Genomic DNA, 18523 nt, shown 5'->3' with positions numbered 1-18523 from the left:
TTCTATTCTCTTGTCAATAAAAATTGTTCAAAAATATATTCTTTTATTGTGTTGACATTATTTTCTCATTATGATAATATTTTTTTATCAAATATTTGCAAGATTCTTATTTCTATTGCAAATACCAATGTTTTCCATTATAATTTTACAAGGAGGGTCCTATTTTATGAAGTACATGACCGCAGAACCATTTCGTATTAAAATGGTAGAGCCAATTACCAGATCTACAAAAGCCCAGCGCCAGCAATGGCTTCAGGAAGCCGGATACAATGCATTCCGCCTGAAATCTGAACAGGTTTATATCGACTGTATCACTGACAGCGGTACAAGTGCAATGAGCCAGGCGCAGTGGTCAGCTATGATGATGGGTGACGAAGCCTATGCAGGATGCCGCAGCTTTTACCGTCTGGAAGCTTCCGTACAGGATATCTTTGGCATGCCTTACGTACAGCCTACCCATCAGGGACGTGCAGCCGACTACATCATGACTCAGATCTACTGTCGTCCAGGTGCTTATGCCATTGGCAATATGCACTTTGACACATTCAGAGGCAACGCTGAAATGATGGGATGCCTGCCTGTAGATTATGCTATTGCTGAAGGTATGGACACTGCTTCTGCTCCTCATCCTTTCAAAGGAAATATCGACCTTAACAAGATGCAGAGCCTGATCGATGAGAAGGGTGCAGAGAATATCTGCGTATGTATCATTACTATTACCTGCAATAATAACGGCGGACAACCTGTATCCATGCAGAATATCCGTGAAGTCAGCGCTCTCTGCAAGAAATACAATATCCCGGTTGTTCTCGACAGTGCACGTTTGGCTGAGAATGCTTACTTTATCAAAACAAGAGAGCCAGGCTATGAGAACAAGAGCATCAAAGAGATCACCAATGAAATGTTCAGTTACTGTGAGACAGCCACCATGTCCAGTAAAAAGGATGGTCTTGTAAATATCGGCGGTCTTTTTGTTACAAGAAATAAGAGTGTTTATGAGCAGGCAAACCAGCTTGCAATTGTACACGAAGGTTTCATTACATACGGCGGTATGTCCGGCCGTGATATGGAAGCACTTGCTGTAGGCCTTCAGGAAGCATGCGACTTTGATTACCTTGACTACCGCATCAAACAGGTGGCTTATCTTGGCGAAAAGTTAAAAGAAAGAGGAGTTCCGATCATCGAGCCTACCGGCGGTCACGGTGTATATGTGGATGGTCGCCGCTTCTTCCCACAGATCCCTCAGAGCGAATTCCCAAGCCAGCGTCTTGTATGTGCACTTTACGAAGAAGCAGGTGTACGTGCTGTTGAGATTGGTGCATGTGCTTTCGGTTCCATTGACAAGATCACAGGCGAGCCTGTTTATCCGGCTATCGAGGCTATGCGTATTGCCATCAACCGCCGTGTTTATACCAACAATCATATGGATGTGATTGCCAATGCACTTGGTGACATCTATGAAAACAGAGATCAGTATCGAGGCATGAAGATCGTTCATCAAGGTTCTATCCAGTCCCTGCGCCACTTCACAGCCGGATTTGAACTTTTATAAATACCACTAATAGTAACTGTTCAGCTCCATGACAATTAACTGAATAGTTACCAATAATCTTCCTCAAAGGAGAACCTACTATGCTGAATGTTGATTTTTACAGACCTATTGTTGAATTCCTTGCCCTTTATATGGGTTCCAATACGGAAGTGATTCTTTGTGACACTGAGAATATTCTTCTGATTGAGAATTCCATGGACGAAGAGCGCTTCGAAGGTGCTCCTATCGGAGAAATGCAACAGGCTCTGATTCAAAATCCAGAGTGCAGGAATATTCCCTACAATATCAATTACCGGACTCTGTCCAAAACAGGGGAAAAGGTCCGTTCAGCAACGCTATTCATCCGTGATGCCAATGGTACTCTTGAGGGGTTGCTTACGGTCAACCAGTGTGTTGGTGAGCTTGTACGCCTGCGCAATATGATGGATATGCTGATCAGCGGAGAACAGGATCATAATGTTCTCCGCAAATCCAAGCATGGCAGTTCACCAAAACAATCTTTTGAAGCACTTACCCTGTCTGTGACAGAGATCATAGACAGGGTTCTGGAGGAAGCTACCATCCGTTTCGGAGCTCCTCCTAACAGACTGACTGCCAACGAAAAGATTTCTACTATCCGCGAAATGGACAGCAGAGGTGTTTTCCTGGCAAAAGGCTCCGTCAACGAAGTGGCTGATAAACTTGGCAGTTCCAAAGCCACGATTTATCGATATCTTCATCAGCTGGAGGCAAACAATAAATAAAAAGGACAGATATTTAATATGGCACAGAGTATTGATGTGGAAAAAGCCAGAAAAGCCCTTACAGAATGCGGATATACTGTGGATGCTATCAGCCAGATCAACGAGGGAAGCAACCACTATGTATTTGATGTAACTCTGGCAGGTGGCAAACCAGCTATCTGTAAATTCGCCAGAGTCAGAGAAACAGAAGAAGGGCTTTCACAGGAAAATAAAGACACTTTGTTTGGAGGTACACTTTCCCTTGGAAGGGAAGCATATCTTTTCCGTATGATCCGTCAGCAAGCAAATGTTCCTACACCGGAAGTGTACGGAGTACATGACTCTCCTTACGGGAAGTTTATTCTTCTTGAAAGAATGAGTGGTATCTCCCAGAAAGAGTGTATGGTACAAAGCGGTTACTCCAAAAAGGTATTTCTTGACAGTATGAAATATCTTGGCCGTGATTTTGCACGCATTCAGAATATTACCTTTCCCTCTTTTGGGAATATTATGGAAGACTCTGTGATCGAGCCTTCTGATATGACTAATTTTTCAGACCGTTTTCTTCAGGTTGTGGACATGCGGCTTCTCCGCTGTCATCAAAAAGAAGTCTTTACCCCTTCAGAACAGACAGTTGTAACCAGATTTTTCCATGAAAAGCTGGAAGCCTTACGTCCTTATTTTGATAAAGACAAAATGCCTCCTGTATTAGTTTTTACAGACATGCATGCTGAGAATTTCTTTACAGATACACAGGGCGTTCCTACCGGATATTTTGACCTGGAATCTGCACAGGCAGCACCTGCTGCCCTTGAGTTCTATGGTTTCCGGTTCTTCCTTTACAACTTTTATGACCATACCTGCTTTGAAGAAGCTGAGAAAGCTTTTTTTGATGGTTATCAGGAGGCCGGCGGTAAAAATACTCCGTCTTCTGTTTCTGATTTTGAAGCCATTGATTTTCTTGCAGGATGCCGTCTCCTGGAGCTTGCCCAGTCTTACTGGGGATACATTGATGGGATTCGTGATACCTGGGGTCAGGATATGAAGGATTTGCTGTTCCATTATATGGATACTGGTGTGATTGATTACGATGCGATAGGACGTATCTGGCGTCAGAGAGATAAGCAGCCAGTTATCCCTGCCCGTCCATAGTCACACGCCCTATTGTGTTTTTTATAGAGATATGATACAATCATTCTCGGTTAACGGAATGCAGCGGAAGGGGGAGCGCCCTGCCGCTGCGATCAATATAATCTCCGGCATCTTAACAAGATTGCCGGTGCATTCTTAAAATATGATGACGAAAACCAGATTGCGAGGGAGCCTGTATTTCCAGGCTGAGAGGATCCCGTAAGGATCGACCGAAACCTGTCCGCCTTATATAGGTGGATTGTCAGCATCTGCCTGAAAGTCATTTCTTCAGTACATGCTGCGGTATGTACTTTTTTATTTGGCAGATAATCAAATTTATGGAGGACTTTGTAATGAAGAAAAGAAACACATCAGCACTCTCTCTGGCTCTCTGCCTGGGACTTACCTTAGGAAACACCAGCTTGGCATTTGCTTCTGATGCCAAAACCATTGACTCATTAAAAATCGCATTCTCCCCATATGCAGACTCTGATACTATTACAACTGCTACCGAGCCGCTGGAAAACCTTTTAAAAGAAACCCTTCTGGAAAAAGGCTATGATGTAGAAAATGTAGACATGACTGTGGGCACCAGCTACACAGCAGTAGGACAGGCATTAAGCGCAGGAAGTGCAGATATCGGCTTTATTTCCGGAGGCAATTACGTACTTTTCTCTGATGACTGCGATGTGCTTCTCACTGCACTCCGCTACGGAATCAACAAGGACTCTGATGACCCGAAAGACTGGAATGATGGCACGGTTGAAGAAAATACGGATGACATGTCCACCTATTACCGTTCCATCTTTCTTGCAGGTCCAAGTGAAAAAGGACAGGCACTTCTTGAAAAGGTGAATAATGGTGAAGAGCTTACCTGGGATGATTTAAACGATGCTACCTGGGCTGTTATGGGGCCAACCTCTGCTTCAGGATATATTTACCCCAGCCTGTGGCTCCTTCAACGTTATGGCAAAGGAATCAGCGATCTGGATCATGCTGTAGAATCTGATTCTTATACCACGTCTCTTGCCAGACTTGCATCCGGACAGGCAGATATAATGGTATCCTATGCGCACATCCGCACCAAATATGCACCGGAATGGAAAGAAACCTTTGGCGGTACTGACGATATGATAAACCAGACAGGTGTGATCGGAGTAACAGACAAGATCTACAATGATATGATCGCTTACAGTAAAACTTCTGAGACAATGGCTGACCAGGATTTCCGACAGGCTCTTGGAGATTCTTTCATCGAAATCGCTCAGACGGAAGAAGGAAAGGATATCATCAGCGTCTTCAGCCAGGTTGGCTATGAATGGGGCGACGACTCCAATTATGACGGTGAACGTGAGGCACAGAAACTTCTGAAATCCGAAGAATAAGGAAGGTGATTCCCATAAAGCTCCAGATCCAGCATATTCATAAAGCATTTAAAAATCATGTTACTGCACTGGAAGACATTAGCTTTTCCATTTCCCAGGGAGAATTCGTCTCTGTGATCGGTCCTTCCGGTGCAGGAAAAACAACCCTATTCCGCCTGTTAAATGGAACGGAAGACTGCACAAAAGGCCAGATCCTTATAGATGATCATCCTATGGAGAACATTCGCAGACAACAAAAACGGCAGTTTAAGAAGAACATGTCTACTATTTATCAGGATTTCTGCCTTGTGGAAAACAGTTCCTGTCTAGAGAATGTGCTTACCGCTGCACTTCCTGACATGAGCTTTTTCCCTGCTGTTCTGGGGCTTTATGGTACTGCACGTACAGAAAAGGCCCTTCAGCTGCTTACCCGGGTCGGTCTGGCCGAAAAAGAACAAGAGCCGGTAAAGAACCTGTCCGGCGGACAGAAGCAGCGGACAGCCATTGCCCGGGCCTTAATGCGGCAGCCTTCTCTGCTTCTGGCAGATGAACCTATCGCTTCTCTTGATCCTGTTACAGGCCGTCAAATACTGTCTCTTTTAAAAGATATTCAACAAAAAGATGGAGTAACAGTTCTTATGAACAGCCACAATCTGGAACTTTCCATGGAATTTTCCCACCGTCTCATCGGACTTAACAATGGCAGAATTGTGTTCGATGGTTCTCCTGATGAAATAAATGATTCTGTGATCCGTACCATTTACGGAAATTCCAGTGTCTGTTCTCTGAATAAAAACCGAAAGGATGTGGGACTATGACCAGAAGCAGTAAAAACAGATGGAAAGGACTAGCCTGCTTCCTTCTTTTTTTATGTCTGTTTCTTTTTACAGTAGTCTATACACAATGTGATCCTGTCCTGTTCTGGAAGCGCCGGAGTCATCTTACTGATCTTCTATCCGGCATGTTTCCTATGGATTTTGCTTATATTCCACATATTCTTACCCCACTGTTTTACACCATACAGATGTCTGTTACAGGTACTGTGATCGGCTCAGTACTGGCTTGTATCCTGGCACCTGCATGTGCAGGTTCCATGGATTTTCCAAAATGGATCCGTTATGTTCTCCGTTTTCTCATACAAATCCTGCGGTCTTTCCCAGCACTGATCCTTGCTCTTTGTGCCACCTTTCTCTTCGGTCTTGGAACCTTTGCCGGCACCTTTGCCATCACCTTGTATACCTTTGCCATTATGACCCGGCTTACCTATCAGGATATGGAAGCTGCCTCTCCATTGGCTTATCAGGCACTTCGAACCATGGGAGTGTCTCGTTTCCCAGCATACATCCACGGGCTTTTCCCGGAAATAGCCTCCTCTTTTTTCACCAACGCACTATATATGTTGGAAACCAATGTGCGTCACAGTTCTATTCTTGGTTATGTAGGCGCAGGAGGAATTGGTCTTCTTCTGAACGAAAAAATATCCTGGCTGGAGTATGAAAAAGTAGGAGCCATTTTACTGGTACTTTTCCTGGCTGTTTTCACTATTGAAAACCTTAGCCGCTATCTGGCCGCCCTGATCCGAAAAGAATGCACATTGAAAAAAAAGTACATAAAGCTGCTGCTATTTTTTCTGACAGCCCTGTTTATTGTTTGCACCATCACTCTGTCTCCTCCGGATTTTGGCAGAACAAGCCTTCAGACCATGAAAAATATGTTTTCCGGTTTTCTGTCACCAGACTGGGGCTTCTTCTTTTCCACTAAGAAAGACGGACTTTTTACCCTTATCCTGGAAACTCTTTGCATCGCTTTTGCAGGCACTGTAATTGGTACGGTTTTCTCGATTCCTTTGTCCTTTGTGAATACCAGACGTTTTGTATCTGGATCTGTTGCCTTTATTTTCAATCTGTTGATTATTGCCATCCGATCCATTCCTTTTCTCATCTATGGACTGATTTTTATCCGTGTATCTGGCCCTGGACCCTTTACAGGAGTTCTTACTCTTTCCATGTGCAGTATCGGCCTTCTTACAAAACGCTTTACAGAAGCCTTGGATGCCATAGATTTGAAAGCTTATCGCGCCCTGCTGGCTATGGGAGCTCATCCGGTACCTGCTATATGCCATGGTATTTTGCCACAGCTAAAACCAATCTTCATCTCCATCTTCCTGTATCGGTTTGATGTAAATATCCGTGAAGCCTCTGTGCTTGGTCTTGTAGGTGCTGGCGGCATTGGTGCACCCTTGATCTTTTCCATGAATCAGTATGCCTGGGAAAAGGCCGGTGCTATCCTTTTGGGCCTGATCCTGCTGGTTTGGCTCATTGACATGATTTCAGTCAAGATTAATCATATTTTATAAAGCCCAATATAGTTTACATCAATTATAAATTATGATAAAATTAATCACGAATCATTGATGGGCATTTGTCATCAACTGCAAAGTCTTATGCACTATCATAATAGAAAAGCAAGACTTCAGCTGTGACAGGGAGGAGAAAAGTATGAGAAAGCCAGACAAAGGATTAACGCCCATGGAACAGGAAGTTATGAAGGTTCTGTGGGAAAGTCAGCATGAACTGACAAATAGCGAAATTGCAGAAAGTATGAAGGATCAGAAAGTCAGCGTGGCATCTGTTGCACAGACCATGAAGAGACTCCTTGAAAAAGGGGCTGTCTGTGTAGGAGATCATGGCCTTGTGTCAAATGTATATGCAAGAACATTTCATCCATGCATAACCCGCAAGGAGTTTGTCCGGCAGGAGCTTATCCGGCTATGTGACACTGCATACCGTGACCAGATTGTTGGTATGCAGGAGATTCTGGATATCCTTGAAAAACAGATCAAAGCATAACTACAAAGATACTAATGCCAGGCATTTATGCCTGCTCAAATGAAAAAGAAGCCCTTGGATCAGGCGCACATCTGTAATGTGCCGCCTTTCTAAGGGCTTCTTATACTATCTGATACTTTTGTATGATCTGACACTTTTGTACGTTCTGATACTTTTGTATGATTTGATATCTCTTATATGGTCTGGTATCTCTTGTACGATCAGTGGCTTTATTCCCTGAATGTAAGGGATGTATCGCTCATGGACTCAATGATGGCAAGGGATTCCAGACGAACACCCATATCACGGATCTGCTGTCCACCAGACTGGAAGCCTTTCTCAATCACAATACCGGCTCCCTCAAGGGTAGCTCCGGATTTCTTTACAATATCGATCAGTCCCAAAAGGGCACATCCATTTGCAAGGAAATCATCGATCAGAAGAACATGATCCTGCTCTGTGAGGAACCGTTTTGCAAGGATCACATCATAAACTTTCTTGTGGGTAAAGGATTCTACCTTTGTAGTATACATCTCCCCATCCAGATTAACGCTCTGTGCTTTCTTGGCAAATACTACTGGTACATGGAAATACTGTGCTGCAATACAGGCGATCCCGATGCCTGAAGCCTCAATAGTAAGGATCTTTGTAATCGGGCAGTCAGCAAACCGCGCCTTAAACTCCTTTCCGATCTCATTGATCAGATCAATATCCATTTGATGGTTCAGGAAACTGTCTACCTTAAGAATATTTCCAGGCTTCACAACTCCATCCTTAAGAATACGGTCTTTTAAAAGCTTCATGTTTTTTCTCCTTTTTTCTGGGCGTATTGTAAATTAATATCATGATACGCTATTCTTCAAAGAAGTTCAATCCTTTCCTGAACTTTCTTCCTTTGTTGCTGCAGGTGTTTTGGTTGAGGTCAGTGTTTTGGTTGGCGTGGGATTTTCGGTTGGCGCCGGGCTTTCGGTTGGCGCCGGGCTTTCGGTTGGTGCCGGGCTTTCGGTTGGTGCCGGCGTTGCAGTTGGATCTGGAACGATCTGAGATTTTATATAAAAACCATTATCTACAAGGATCTGATAATTATCCTTGTCAATCACCTGTGCCTCACAAGTATAAGTACCTATGATCTTCTTTCCATTATCATACTGCTCATAGTCATTCACCTCCGGCTTATCTCCCTTAAGATAAGTATCCACCATATCTGCGCAGGCCTTTGCCAGTTCCCTTCCATCCAGGAACAAAGTAAAATCCTGCTGATCCAAGGCAATTTCCTTTACAGAATCAGCTTCCGCACCTACACCGGTGATCATTGGCCAGGCTTCCTGGGAAATTCCTTCTTCCTTCAGTACCTGTATTACCTGACTGGCAAATCCATCATAAGCTGTACAGATGATATCCGGGGTTCCCTCTTCCTGGTAATTCTCTTTTATAATCTCTTCAAATCTGGATCTGGCGCTGTCCTCGCTCCATCTCATTATAGCAGAATCATCAAACGAAGATTTCTGGGAACTGCATACCAGTGTACCATCATCCAGATACTCCTGCAGGCTTTCCATCAGACCATTATAGAAAAACAGTGCTCCTCCATCATCTGGAGAGCCCATAAGAAATTCGATGGTTTTTGATTCCTTATTTTCTCTTGCCTTTTCCAGCTCTGCATTTTTTATAATGGTATCCCCAGCTTCATTCCCTGCTTTTCTTGTATCAAAGGTAACATAATAATTGACTGCATCAGTATCACGGATCAGCTTATCATAGGCAAATACTGGTATCGGATCTGAATCCTGCTTTATCTCTTCCAACACCTCTGTAAGAGAATATTCGTCTACAGGGGAAATCACCAAAGCGGCTGCTTCTTCTTTTGCCTGGCGGATCTGGTTGATCTGGGTATCCGTATCATTCTCTGCATAATAAGCTTTTGGCTCATACCCTGCATTTTCAAGCTGCTGAAGAAGCTCTTCTTCTTCTAATGTATGCCTTTCATCCTTCCGGTCTGTAGAAAAAAGAACCCCTACTATCGTTGCCGGCTCTTCTTCCTCTGACTCTTTTGCATCCGCTTCCTCTTTCTTAGGTACTTCAGTAACCGCCGCCTCGCTGTCACCTTTTCCTTCCTTTTCAGTTTCCACACTTTCATTGGCAGCCTCTGTGGCCTTATTAGAACCGCATCCTGTCATCATAACCGAAAATGCTGCCACACTTAATAACAATGCTTTTCCTGCAGTTTTATTAATCATAACACATTCCTCTTTCTTATATGCCTTTATACTCTCTTGCCAGACTTTTCAAATAGTCCCTGTATGCCTGCCCTGCCTTTTTAGGCTTTGCGATATGTACGCTTTTCCCCATACGTGTCAGCCATCCGTAAAACTCCGGATCCTCTGCAGTCTGTACCACTGCAGTAAAATAACCGAGCTCTTTTTCTTTATACTGAACCTGAGGGCCAAACCAGCGCTGAACTTGAGGACGCGCCGCTTCCTCACATAAAAGCTTGATCTGCTTTTCCTCTTTCTGAGATTGCTTTCTTTCAATAACCCAAACAGGTTCAGCTTCTCTTTGCTCTTTTACTGCGCACTGCCCGTCCACGGTTTCCTGTTCGTTTGCTGATGTCTGCCCGTTTGCTTTTCCTGCCAAATAATAACCGCCTGATTTTCCTCGTTTGTACCGGATATCCATTCCAAACAAACGGAGCACTTCCATATCATCATAAATGCTTTTTCTCTCTGCAGATATACCCTGTTCTGTTAATTCGTCCAAAATCTCCTGCATAGACACTGTATGATTTTCCCCTGTACCTTGCAGGATCCTTTCAAGATATAAGATCTTTCCCTTTTGATTATATGACTTTGCCATGTCTTTTACTCCTCTGCCTGGCCGCTTTTAACAAACCTGTGGTACACATATGCATTTGCCTCTGCCTCCTGACTGTCATCAAGAAGGGACAGTTCTACTGGCTTATGATACTTCTGTTCAAGGGCACGGGCAATCAGCCAGTCTGCAAGCTGGGGATTCTTGGGAAGAAGCGGTCCATGAAGATAAGTACCGATCACGTTCTTGTATACTACTCCTTCATAGCCTGTTTTCCCATCATTTCCAGAGCCGTATAGCACCTTTCCAAGAGGCCTATTTTCCCCTATAAAAGTCCTTCCGCCATGATTCTCAAATCCGACTACAGGCATATCAAATAAATCGCTTTTAAGCACGATATTGCTGATCAGACGGCCCTCTTCCTGCTCTGTATAAAGGTCTACCAGGTCAAGTCCTGTAATGGTTCCCTGGTCTGTTTTGTAATATTTTCCAAGAAGCTGGTATCCACCGCAGATAGCGATCACCACACCGCCCTTTTCCACATACGCTTTAAAATCCGCCTGAATCTCCTTTAATTTTTCACATACAAGCATCTGTTCCCTGTCAGATCCGCCGCCCAGGAGCACAATATCCAGCCTGGAGAAATCAATCTGATCCCCAAGTTCAAAAGGGATGGTCTCTGCCTCAATCCCACGCCACTGACATCGTTTCATCAGGCACTGAATATTCCCTCTGTCACCATACAGATTCAGAAGATCCGGGTATAAATGTCCAATGGTGATTTTCATTCCTTCTCTCCCTCCATCCTTTTCAGAATATTTCTTGTGCCGAATAAGGCTGTGTAATTCACAAGCACATAAAGATTGGATACTCCATCCTCCACCCTTGCACGAATTGCCTTTTCCACATCAGCCTCCAGCATAGAGGGGATATCCACATACTTCAGACGCAGGCGCATATCCTGACACCGGATACCGCTGACTGTGATTGACTTAACCGAAGGATCCATCAGCCGGTCAAAATCCACATCCCACAGCCAGGAAATATCCCTGCCATCCTGTGCATTGTCATTGATGGTAATAATAATATCCTTAGGAGCTGTATCCTGCATCACTGCCGAAATATTCTGATTAAAGCCGGCCGGATTCTTGGCAAGGTTCAATGTAACACTGCAGCCCCTGATCCTGAACTGCTCCATTCTGCCGTTTTCCGGATTAAACTTATTCAGCATATCCTGAAAATGATCGGCACTGTAACCGGCAGTCCGTACTCCCGCATATGCAGCAAGTATATTATATACATTGTAAAATCCACGATAATTAGCCACCAGCCTACGTCCTTCCACTTGGAAAGACAGCTGGTCTGCCACCTTTACATCTGTAGCATCATAGTCCAGGGCAGGTCTGGTAAAACCACATCCGGGACATTTGTAATCACCCAACTGGCTGTAATGATAAAAACTGTACTGAAGACGTTCCCCACATCTTTTGCAGAATCTTCCTTCGCGGATCTCATTGGTATCATTTTTAAGAACCTGTTTGCTGATACCATAGGTAATATATGGATTTCCACAATCCATGGCCAGATATGCAGACAGCGCATCATCACCGTTTACGATCACCTTCATCTTAGGAACCTTACGGATCATCTCCTCCAGAATATTCATGGTAATATCAATCTCTCCATACCGGTCCAGCTGATCCCTGAAAAGATTCGTCATCACCATATAATCAGGCTGAAGATGCGGGAAAACATGTCTGGTAGAAGCTTCATCCACCTCTATACATGCATAGTCTGCATCCAAACGCCCATTTAACCCTGCTGACAGTACAAATGCTGCCACAACACCGTTGAGCATATTGGAACCTGTATGATTACATACAACCTTTTGTCCTTCTGCTTCCAGTGCTGCACAAAGCATATTGTTAGTGGTTGTTTTGCCGTTGGTTCCGCATGTTACAAAAATCTCTTTCCTCACCTGGGAAGAAAGCTCTTTCAGGATATGGGGTGAGATCCGAAGAGCTATTTTTCCAGCCCATGTCACACCCTGTCTGCCAAGTTTTTTACATGCAAATCCGGCAAATTTTGCCGCCCAGATGGCTGCAAGTGTTCTTATATTCATTGGTTTCTCTTGTTTACCCTTTCTCTTTCTATATTCCGTTATAGTATACCCTTTTCCATTTAAAAAGTACAGACCGCAATTTCTTTTTGTGTAATACAACATTACAGTTTTTTTTGAACAACATGAACAATAAATCATTACAGAGTAATATTCTGTTACAAAAAAAAACTGCTGCAGGAACAACAGGCTAAATACCTGCAGTCTTGCAGCAGTTCACAATTCAATATGGTAAATTAAACAAGCTCGAGCAGAACTTCCATAGCGCCATCACCTTTACGCTGGCCGATCTTTACGATTCTTGTGTAACCGCCGTTACGGTTAGCATACTTAGGAGCGATCTCTTCAAACATTTTCTTAACAAGATCAATATCCTTTGTGTTTTTCTTTCTTCCAGCAGCTTTTACCGGAACCTCTTTTACAGGATAGAATACTTTCAGCATCTGGCGACGAGCATGCAGTCTGGAAGGAGAATCTTTCTTGATCTCTTTCTGAACTTCATCGTATACGGTTTTCTTCTTGCCGTCTACAACTTCTTTGACTCTTTTGCCTTCAGCATCTTTTCTTGCAACTTTAGCAGTTACAGTAACTGTCTCGAAATTATCTCTCTCGCGAACAGCCATAGCGATCATGCTCTCAGCGATCTTACGAACCTCTTTAGCTTTTGCTTCAGTGGTAACGATCTTTCCATGGTATAAAAGACTTGTTACCTGGCTTCTGAGGAGTGCTTTTCTCTGATCAGATGTTCTGCTTAATTTTCTATATTTTGCCATGTTATTTTCCTCCATCTGTGGGACAGCGGTACATGCTTGTTCGGTCTTACTGTACCGCTGCTTTGGCATCCCACTGTAATTATCATTGCATGTGTCCTGGCTGCTTATTCCTCAGTAGGCTGAAGCTGCAGACCAAGTTCTTTCAGTTTTGCAAGTACCTCTTCCAGTGACTTACGACCCAGATTACGAACCTTCATCATATCATCGGAAGTTTTGTTGCAAAGTTCTTCAACAGTATTAATACCGGCTCTCTTCAAGCAATTGTAGGAGCGGACAGAAAGTTCAAGCTCATCAATGCTCATCTCAAGAACTTTTTCTTTCTCATTATCTTCTTTCTCGATCATGACTTCTGCGGTTCTTGCATTATCGGAAAGGTCAATGAAAAGGCTTAAATGCTCACTTAACACCTTAGCAGCAAGGCTGACAGCCTCATCCGGATCCAGTGTTCCATTTGTGTATACATCTAATGTAAGTTTATCGAAATCTGTAACCTGACCAACTCGGGTATTCTGAACAGTCATGTTGACTCTGTCTACAGGAGTGTAGATAGCATCTACAGCGATCACACCGATAGGCATGTCATCTGTCTTGCCTTTGTCAGCACTTACATAACCGCGGCCTTTGGTAATGGTAAGCTCCATTGCCAGTCTGCAGTCTTTTCCACCGTTCAGTGTAGCGATAACCTGATCTGGATTCATGATCTCAATGTCCTGATCAGCCTGAATATCAGCAGCAGTTACTACACCCTTGCCCTCACACTCAATGTATGCGGTCTTTGGCTCGTTATCAGTACTGTTATTCTTGATGGCAAGGCTTTTCAGATTCATGATGATCTCAGTAACGTCTTCTTTAACTCCAGGAATGGAGCTGAACTCATGAAGCACGCCTTCGATCTTAACCTGGCTTACTGCGGCTCCCGGCAGGGAGGACAGCATGATTCTCCGAAGTGAATTGCCAAGTGTAGTACCATATCCTCTTTCAAGAGGCTCTACCACGAATCTTCCAAATTTCTCGGATTTTTCGGTGATTTCGATTTTAGGTTTATTGAAATCAAACACTTTAATGTTCCCTCCTTCTGGGTTTAATCAACATTTGAGGGTATTTATGATTCAAAGGGCTTATCTGGAATACAACTCGACGATAAGCATCTCTTCTACAGGAACGTCGATCTCTTCTCTTGTAGGAAGCTCTTTAACAACGCCTTTTAAGTTCTCCTGGTCAACATCCAGCCAGTTCGGAACAAGTCTTCCGCCTGTGATCTCCAGAATACCTTTGTATCTCTCTGAGCCTTTGCAGCTTTCTTTGATTTCAACTGTATCACCAGCTTTGATCAGGTAAGACGGAATGTTTACACATTTGCCATTTACCAGTACATGCTTGTGATCTACGATCTGACGAGCTTCTCTTCTTGTTCTGGCAAAGCCCATACGGAAGATTACATTGTCAAGTCTTGTCTCAAGCATGATCATCAGGTTCTCACCTGTCTGACCTTTCATTCTGTCGGCTTTCTTGTAGTAGTTACGGAAAGGTTTCTCAAGTACGCCGTAAATGAATTTTGCTTTCTGTTTTTCTCTTAACTGCATACCGTACTCAGATAATTTACGGTTAGCACGTTTTAACTGTCTTGTGGATTTCTTATCAATTCCTAAATAAATCGGGTCAAGGCCAAGAGATCTGCATCTCTTCAGGACCGGTGTTCTATCTACTGCCATTGTGGCTTACCTCCTAAATTAAACTCTTCTGCGTTTTGGTGGACGACATCCATTGTGAGGAACCGGTGTTACGTCACGGATGCTTGTTACTTCAAGACCGCATGCCTGAAGGGCACGGATAGCTGCCTCACGGCCTGAACCAGGTCCTTTTACCATAACGTCTACAGTTTTTAATCCATGAATCAAAGCAGCTTTTGTAGCTGTCTCAGCAGCCATCTGTGCTGCATAAGGGGTAGATTTCCTTGAACCTCTAAATCCAAGACCACCAGCACTTGCCCAGGAAAGAGCATTTCCTTCGCTGTCAGTCAGTGTAACGATTGTGTTATTGAAGGATGACTGAATATGTGCCTGTCCATGTTCAACGTTTTTCTTGACACGACGTTTTGTTACCGTTCTTTTCGTTGTTTTTGCCATTTTAAAACTAACCTACGCTTTCCTTTTTCGATTAATTATTTATAAGGTATTATTTCTTCTTATTTGCTACTGTTCTCTTCGGACCTTTACGTGTTCTGGCATTTGTCTTAGTCTTCTGTCCACGAACCGGAAGTCCTTTACGATGACGGATACCTCTGTAGCATCCGATTTCCTGCAGTCTCTTAATGTTGAGGGCGATTTCTCTACGAAGATCTCCTTCTACCATCATTGTTTCATCAATGACAGCACTGATTTTCTTAACATCCTCGTCTGTCAGGTCTCTGACACGTGTGTCAGGATTAACACCTGCCTGTGCAAGGATCTTGTCTGCACTTGCTCTGCCGATACCATAAATATAGGTAAGGCCGATCTCAATTCTTTTCTCTCTTGGTAAGTCTACACCAGCTATACGAGCCATGTACTGTTTCCTCCATTTTCTTTTACTGAAAGCCTTTCGTCCTGTACACCACTTGTATTTCTACAAGGTGAAATGGGGTGCATCTGTACGCTGCCTTCTCCTTCATTCCTAATTGGGGTGCCTCGGTAATACACCCAGCCGCTTTGGCGTGTTGCGGCCTTTCCGATTTGTTGCGGCCAACGGGCCAACGTCGCCTCTCGGTATTAGGCAATACATGAATAGTTCATTATTTCATCAGTCCTGACAACCTGTCCGGGTGTCTCAACTGCAGCCGCATACCACACAATCCAGGCATCAACCCTGACGCTGTTTGTGTTTTGGATTCTCACAGATAATTCTGATAGATCCTTTTCTTTTAATGACCTTGCATTTTTCGCAGATCGGTTTTACAGATGATCTTACTTTCACTTGGAAATCCTCCTTCCGTAAAATATAGCATTAAAATCTGCAGTATGGGCGCACGTATACAAAGACTATACATGCGTACAAAGTGTATTCTAACATTATTATTTCCAAAAAGCAAGTATATTTTTGTTTTTTTTCTTAATAATAATCAGAAATAAATGATGGCCATTCATGTATCTAAAAAACTATTTCCGGAGGAAATCCTGATGAAAGATAAAATATTCGGTGTACTGCAAAGGATTGGGCGAAGCTTCATGCTTCCCATCGCTATGGTTCCTCCTATGTGGCAGGACAGCTGGTTTCCGGTGGACAGAATATTTTCTTTGCCCAGCTGGCGGATGCTGCTAATATCACCCATTTCAGTGCAGATGCTACACGGTATTTTTCAGGTGAATTTATATTCATGATCTTTGGTCTTCCAGGAGCTGCCCTGGCTATGTACCGCTGCGCTAAACCCGGGCGTAAAAAAACTGCTGTAGCACTCCTGTGATAGGAATAAATACAGCAGCCTTTGTTTGCAAGCTTAAAACGGATCTTATTTATCTCTCCAGATGATCCTGCCCTTGGACAAATCATATGGTGAAAGTTCAATCGTTACTTTATCTCCCGGAAGAATACGGATGAAGTTCATGCGCAGCTTTCCGCTGATATGTGCAAGAACCACATGTTTATTCTCCAGTTCAACCTTAAACATTGCATTTGGAAGTTTTTCCAGAACAGTTCCTTCCACTTCAATAACATCTGCTTTTGACATTGATTAACCTCCTGTGTCTGTCATCTGAAAACGAGTATTTGTACCTGTAGAATACCCTCACAGTTACGAATATTTCAATTATTTAGTAAGCGTCAGAATCTCCGGTTCACCATCTGTGATCAGGATCGTATTCTCATAATGAGCTGAAAGAGAACCATCCATTGTTACAACAGTCCACTCATCATCCAGCCATACTACATCCGGACGCCCCAGATTGATCATTGGCTCAATAGCAAGTGTCATCCCCGGTATAAGCTTAACGCCTCTGCGTTTCTGCGGGAAATTAGGGATTTGCGGATCTTCGTGAAGATGTGTGCCAATCCCATGGCCAACCAGGTCACGGACAATACCATAATGGTATTTTGCCGCATATGCCCCAATTGCCTTTGATATGTCATTAAGATGATTTCCTGCTTTCGCATACTTAATTCCCTCGAAGAAGGACTGCCTGGTCACATCCATCAGCTGCCTTGCCTCCTGGGATACTTCGCCCACTGCATAGGTACGCGCTGCATCTGAATGGTATCCTTTGTAAATCAATCCGGCATCGATCTTCACCAGATCACCATCCCTTATAACCTTCTCCTCCGAAGGAATCCCATGAACAACCTCGTCATTCAGGCTGATACAGAAAGATCCTGGAAAACCTCCATAATTTAAAAAGTTTGGAATACATCCCAGTGAACGAATCATTTCTTCGCCGATATGATCCAGTTCCTTTGTTGTAATTCCAGGTTTAATATAAGGGATCAGTCCATCATGCACCTTTTCAAGAAGATGTCCGGATTCCCTCATAAGTTGGATTTCATGCTCTGTTTTTATAGTAACTGACATTTGTTTTCCCCGTTTTATTCACCAAGAATAGTCACGATATCCCCAAATACCTCTTCAAGGTCCCTGGTTCCATCTACTGTCTTTAAAACACCCTGGTTTGTATAATAATCAATCAGTGGCTGTGTCTGTTCATGGTACACATTCAGACGCTTCTGCACAGTCTCTGGCTTGTCGTCATCACGAAGAACCAGATCTTCTCCACATGCATCGCATACACCTTCTGTCTTTGGTGATGCATAAACAACATGATAAGTTGCACCGCATTTCAGGCAGGCACGTCTTCCACCCATACGTCTTACAATGTTTTCATCCGGAACATCTACATCAATTGCATAATCGATCTTGCTTCCCAGTTTCTCAAGTGCTTTTGTCAGACACTCTGCCTGTGGAATTGTTCTTGGAAATCCATCAAGAACATAACCATTTTCTGCATCTGACTGCTGGATCCTGTCTACAACAAGGTCGCATGTAAGCTCGTCCGGTACTAAAAGCCCCTGATCCATATATGTTTTTGCTTTTTTGCCAAGTTCCGTCCCGTTTTTGATGTTTGCACGGAAAATATCGCCTGTAGAAATATGGGGAATACCATATTTTGCAGCAATCTTCTTGGCCTGTGTACCCTTGCCGGCTCCCGGCGCTCCTAACATAACGATTCTCATAAAATACCTCCTGCATGGAATTACTATGGG

The 18523-nt window shown here is 43.6% G+C and carries 21 protein-coding genes and 1 pseudogene; 8 read left to right on the top strand and 14 right to left on the bottom strand.

Going from position 1 to position 18523, the window contains the following annotated elements; all coding sequences use genetic code 11:
- The first annotated feature begins 166 nt into the window (after positions 1 to 166).
- The 7 genes from G5B11_RS04325 to G5B11_RS04295 all read left to right on the top strand — a co-directional run bounded on the left by G5B11_RS04325 (position 167) and on the right by G5B11_RS04295 (position 7618).
- Positions 167 to 1552: a tryptophanase gene (locus G5B11_RS04325; protein ID WP_158421063.1), complete on the top strand. Its 1386-nt coding sequence runs from the start codon at positions 167 to 169 to the stop codon at positions 1550 to 1552.
- Positions 1553 to 1632: 80 nt separating this feature from the next.
- A complete protein-coding gene (locus G5B11_RS04320; RefSeq protein ID WP_173727000.1) occupies positions 1633 to 2295 on the top strand; it encodes a helix-turn-helix transcriptional regulator in 663 nt (220 codons plus the stop codon).
- Positions 2296 to 2313: 18 nt separating this feature from the next.
- Positions 2314 to 3426, top strand: coding sequence for a phosphotransferase (locus G5B11_RS04315; protein WP_173726999.1), 1113 nt, complete (start codon positions 2314 to 2316; stop codon positions 3424 to 3426).
- Positions 3427 to 3758: 332 nt separating this feature from the next.
- Positions 3759 to 4790, top strand: coding sequence for a phosphate/phosphite/phosphonate ABC transporter substrate-binding protein (locus G5B11_RS04310; RefSeq protein ID WP_158421058.1), 1032 nt, complete (start codon positions 3759 to 3761; stop codon positions 4788 to 4790).
- Positions 4791 to 4795: 5 nt separating this feature from the next.
- Complete coding sequence (gene phnC, locus G5B11_RS04305; protein WP_173726998.1) at positions 4796 to 5587, top strand: phosphonate ABC transporter ATP-binding protein; 792 nt, start codon at positions 4796 to 4798, stop codon at positions 5585 to 5587.
- Entirely contained in the window at positions 5584 to 7125 is a 1542-nt protein-coding gene (phnE, locus tag G5B11_RS04300; RefSeq protein WP_173726997.1) for a phosphonate ABC transporter, permease protein PhnE, read from the top strand. Before phnC ends, phnE begins: the two co-directional genes overlap by 4 nt.
- Before the next feature lie 142 nt (positions 7126 to 7267).
- Positions 7268 to 7618 (top strand): BlaI/MecI/CopY family transcriptional regulator, encoded by a 351-nt coding sequence (locus tag G5B11_RS04295; protein ID WP_173726996.1) that lies wholly within the window; start codon positions 7268 to 7270, stop codon positions 7616 to 7618.
- Between the two features lie 209 nt (positions 7619 to 7827).
- On the opposite strand, the gene G5B11_RS04290 is transcribed toward G5B11_RS04295, so the two are convergent.
- The 11 genes from G5B11_RS04290 to rpmJ all read right to left on the bottom strand — a co-directional run bounded on the left by G5B11_RS04290 (position 7828) and on the right by rpmJ (position 16249).
- Positions 7828 to 8400, bottom strand: a complete 573-nt coding sequence (locus tag G5B11_RS04290) for a xanthine phosphoribosyltransferase (RefSeq protein WP_173726995.1) — start codon at positions 8398 to 8400, stop codon at positions 7828 to 7830.
- Positions 8401 to 8466: 66 nt separating this feature from the next.
- Positions 8467 to 9834, bottom strand: coding sequence for a substrate-binding domain-containing protein (locus G5B11_RS04285; protein WP_191868060.1), 1368 nt, complete (start codon positions 9832 to 9834; stop codon positions 8467 to 8469).
- Between the two features lie 16 nt (positions 9835 to 9850).
- Complete coding sequence (locus G5B11_RS04280) at positions 9851 to 10450, bottom strand: WYL domain-containing protein (RefSeq protein ID WP_173726994.1); 600 nt, start codon at positions 10448 to 10450, stop codon at positions 9851 to 9853.
- A 5-nt stretch (positions 10451 to 10455) separates the two neighbouring features.
- Positions 10456 to 11193 carry a type 1 glutamine amidotransferase gene (locus tag G5B11_RS04275; RefSeq protein WP_173726993.1) on the bottom strand — a complete coding sequence of 246 codons (738 nt, stop codon included), beginning with the start codon at positions 11191 to 11193 and terminating at the stop codon, positions 10456 to 10458.
- Entirely contained in the window at positions 11190 to 12527 is a 1338-nt protein-coding gene (locus tag G5B11_RS04270) for a Mur ligase family protein (RefSeq protein ID WP_158421050.1), read from the bottom strand. The genes G5B11_RS04275 and G5B11_RS04270 overlap by 4 nt, the downstream gene beginning before the upstream one ends.
- Before the next feature lie 233 nt (positions 12528 to 12760).
- Entirely contained in the window at positions 12761 to 13297 is a 537-nt protein-coding gene (locus G5B11_RS04265; RefSeq protein ID WP_158421049.1) for a bL17 family ribosomal protein, read from the bottom strand.
- 104 nt (positions 13298 to 13401) lie between these two features.
- On the bottom strand, positions 13402 to 14355 hold the full coding sequence (locus tag G5B11_RS04260; protein ID WP_173726992.1) for a DNA-directed RNA polymerase subunit alpha: 954 nt from the start codon (positions 14353 to 14355) through the stop codon (positions 13402 to 13404).
- 60 nt (positions 14356 to 14415) lie between these two features.
- Positions 14416 to 15009: a 30S ribosomal protein S4 gene (gene rpsD, locus G5B11_RS04255; RefSeq protein ID WP_158421047.1), complete on the bottom strand. Its 594-nt coding sequence runs from the start codon at positions 15007 to 15009 to the stop codon at positions 14416 to 14418.
- 18 nt (positions 15010 to 15027) lie between these two features.
- Entirely contained in the window at positions 15028 to 15423 is a 396-nt protein-coding gene (rpsK, locus tag G5B11_RS04250) for a 30S ribosomal protein S11 (protein WP_158421046.1), read from the bottom strand.
- Positions 15424 to 15472: 49 nt separating this feature from the next.
- Positions 15473 to 15841 carry a 30S ribosomal protein S13 gene (gene rpsM / locus G5B11_RS04245; RefSeq protein ID WP_158421045.1) on the bottom strand — a complete coding sequence of 123 codons (369 nt, stop codon included), beginning with the start codon at positions 15839 to 15841 and terminating at the stop codon, positions 15473 to 15475.
- A 294-nt stretch (positions 15842 to 16135) separates the two neighbouring features.
- The gene (gene rpmJ, locus G5B11_RS04240; RefSeq protein WP_003022746.1) at positions 16136 to 16249 is read right to left on the bottom strand and encodes a 50S ribosomal protein L36; all 114 of its coding nucleotides are present in this window, start codon (positions 16247 to 16249) and stop codon (positions 16136 to 16138) included.
- 268 nt (positions 16250 to 16517) lie between these two features.
- Between rpmJ and G5B11_RS04235 the strand changes: the two are divergent.
- Positions 16518 to 16733: pseudogene (locus G5B11_RS04235) on the top strand (hypothetical protein); the annotation flags it as partial.
- Positions 16734 to 16781: 48 nt separating this feature from the next.
- On the opposite strand, the gene infA reads toward G5B11_RS04235, so the two are convergent.
- The 3 genes from infA to G5B11_RS04220 all read right to left on the bottom strand — a co-directional run bounded on the left by infA (position 16782) and on the right by G5B11_RS04220 (position 18493).
- Entirely contained in the window at positions 16782 to 17000 is a 219-nt protein-coding gene (infA, locus tag G5B11_RS04230; RefSeq protein WP_005428560.1) for a translation initiation factor IF-1, read from the bottom strand.
- A 78-nt stretch (positions 17001 to 17078) separates the two neighbouring features.
- On the bottom strand, positions 17079 to 17834 hold the full coding sequence (gene map / locus G5B11_RS04225) for a type I methionyl aminopeptidase (protein WP_158421044.1): 756 nt from the start codon (positions 17832 to 17834) through the stop codon (positions 17079 to 17081).
- 14 nt (positions 17835 to 17848) lie between these two features.
- Positions 17849 to 18493, bottom strand: a complete 645-nt coding sequence (locus G5B11_RS04220; protein WP_173726991.1) for an adenylate kinase — start codon at positions 18491 to 18493, stop codon at positions 17849 to 17851.
- Positions 18494 to 18523: the final 30 nt, after the last annotated feature.

Source organism: Blautia glucerasea, from assembly GCF_013304385.1.
GTDB classification, from domain to species: domain Bacteria; phylum Bacillota; class Clostridia; order Lachnospirales; family Lachnospiraceae; genus Blautia_A; species Blautia_A ammoniilytica.
Note: the sequence above shows the minus strand (reverse complement) of the source record. Positions and strands in the feature narration are given on the sequence as shown.

What these genes read in the sequence shown, in the direction of transcription:
- G5B11_RS04315 (WP_173726999.1), top strand. Translation starts at nt 2,314, where the DNA reads ATGGCACAGAGTATTGATGTGGAAAAAGCCAGAAAAGCCCTTACAGAA.
- G5B11_RS04275 (WP_173726993.1), bottom strand. Translation starts at nt 11,193, where the DNA reads ATGAAAATCACCATTGGACATTTATACCCGGATCTTCTGAATCTGTAT.
- phnE (WP_173726997.1), top strand. Translation starts at nt 5,584, where the DNA reads ATGACCAGAAGCAGTAAAAACAGATGGAAAGGACTAGCCTGCTTCCTT.
- G5B11_RS04285 (WP_191868060.1), bottom strand. Translation starts at nt 9,834, where the DNA reads ATGATTAATAAAACTGCAGGAAAAGCATTGTTATTAAGTGTGGCAGCA.
- G5B11_RS04310 (WP_158421058.1), top strand. Translation starts at nt 3,759, where the DNA reads ATGAAGAAAAGAAACACATCAGCACTCTCTCTGGCTCTCTGCCTGGGA.
- G5B11_RS04280 (WP_173726994.1), bottom strand. Translation starts at nt 10,450, where the DNA reads ATGGCAAAGTCATATAATCAAAAGGGAAAGATCTTATATCTTGAAAGG.
- G5B11_RS04290 (WP_173726995.1), bottom strand. Translation starts at nt 8,400, where the DNA reads ATGAAGCTTTTAAAAGACCGTATTCTTAAGGATGGAGTTGTGAAGCCT.
- rpsM (WP_158421045.1), bottom strand. Translation starts at nt 15,841, where the DNA reads ATGGCTCGTATAGCTGGTGTAGACTTACCAAGAGAGAAAAGAATTGAG.
- map (WP_158421044.1), bottom strand. Translation starts at nt 17,834, where the DNA reads ATGTCAGTTACTATAAAAACAGAGCATGAAATCCAACTTATGAGGGAA.
- G5B11_RS04325 (WP_158421063.1), top strand. Translation starts at nt 167, where the DNA reads ATGAAGTACATGACCGCAGAACCATTTCGTATTAAAATGGTAGAGCCA.
- rpsD (WP_158421047.1), bottom strand. Translation starts at nt 15,009, where the DNA reads ATGGCAGTAGATAGAACACCGGTCCTGAAGAGATGCAGATCTCTTGGC.
- G5B11_RS04265 (WP_158421049.1), bottom strand. Translation starts at nt 13,297, where the DNA reads ATGGCAAAATATAGAAAATTAAGCAGAACATCTGATCAGAGAAAAGCA.
- G5B11_RS04295 (WP_173726996.1), top strand. Translation starts at nt 7,268, where the DNA reads ATGAGAAAGCCAGACAAAGGATTAACGCCCATGGAACAGGAAGTTATG.
- infA (WP_005428560.1), bottom strand. Translation starts at nt 17,000, where the DNA reads ATGTCAAAAGCAGATGTTATTGAAGTGGAAGGAACTGTTCTGGAAAAA.
- G5B11_RS04220 (WP_173726991.1), bottom strand. Translation starts at nt 18,493, where the DNA reads ATGAGAATCGTTATGTTAGGAGCGCCGGGAGCCGGCAAGGGTACACAG.
- G5B11_RS04320 (WP_173727000.1), top strand. Translation starts at nt 1,633, where the DNA reads ATGCTGAATGTTGATTTTTACAGACCTATTGTTGAATTCCTTGCCCTT.
- rpsK (WP_158421046.1), bottom strand. Translation starts at nt 15,423, where the DNA reads ATGGCAAAAACAACGAAAAGAACGGTAACAAAACGTCGTGTCAAGAAA.
- G5B11_RS04270 (WP_158421050.1), bottom strand. Translation starts at nt 12,527, where the DNA reads ATGAATATAAGAACACTTGCAGCCATCTGGGCGGCAAAATTTGCCGGA.